The 259-nt window shown below is 65.3% G+C and carries 1 pseudogene; it reads left to right on the top strand.

Features of this window, described 5'->3' with window-relative positions:
• Positions 1-259 (top strand): annotated as a pseudogene (locus B4920_RS26840) (DNA-binding protein); the annotation flags it as partial.

The following is a 259-nucleotide window of genomic DNA, read 5'->3' on the forward strand; positions in this document are numbered from 1 at the left end:
CGCCCTGATCCAGCTCTATGTGGTCGGGGTCTTCATCTCCTTCACCGTCAGCCAGACCGGGATGCTGAGGCACTGGACACGACTCCTCCGCTCGGACCTGCGGGCCCCCAAGGAGCAGCGCCGCGTCTGGATGCGCTCGCGGCTCATCAACGGCGTCGGACTGGTGATGACCGGCATCGTGCTCATCATCATCCTCATCTCCAAGTTCACCCACGGCGCCTACCTGGCCCTGCTCGCGATGGTCGGCCTGTTCGCCCTG

Origin of the sequence: Zoogloea sp. LCSB751, assembly GCF_002028455.1 — a bacterium.
Lineage (GTDB): Bacteria > Pseudomonadota > Gammaproteobacteria > Burkholderiales > Rhodocyclaceae > Zoogloea.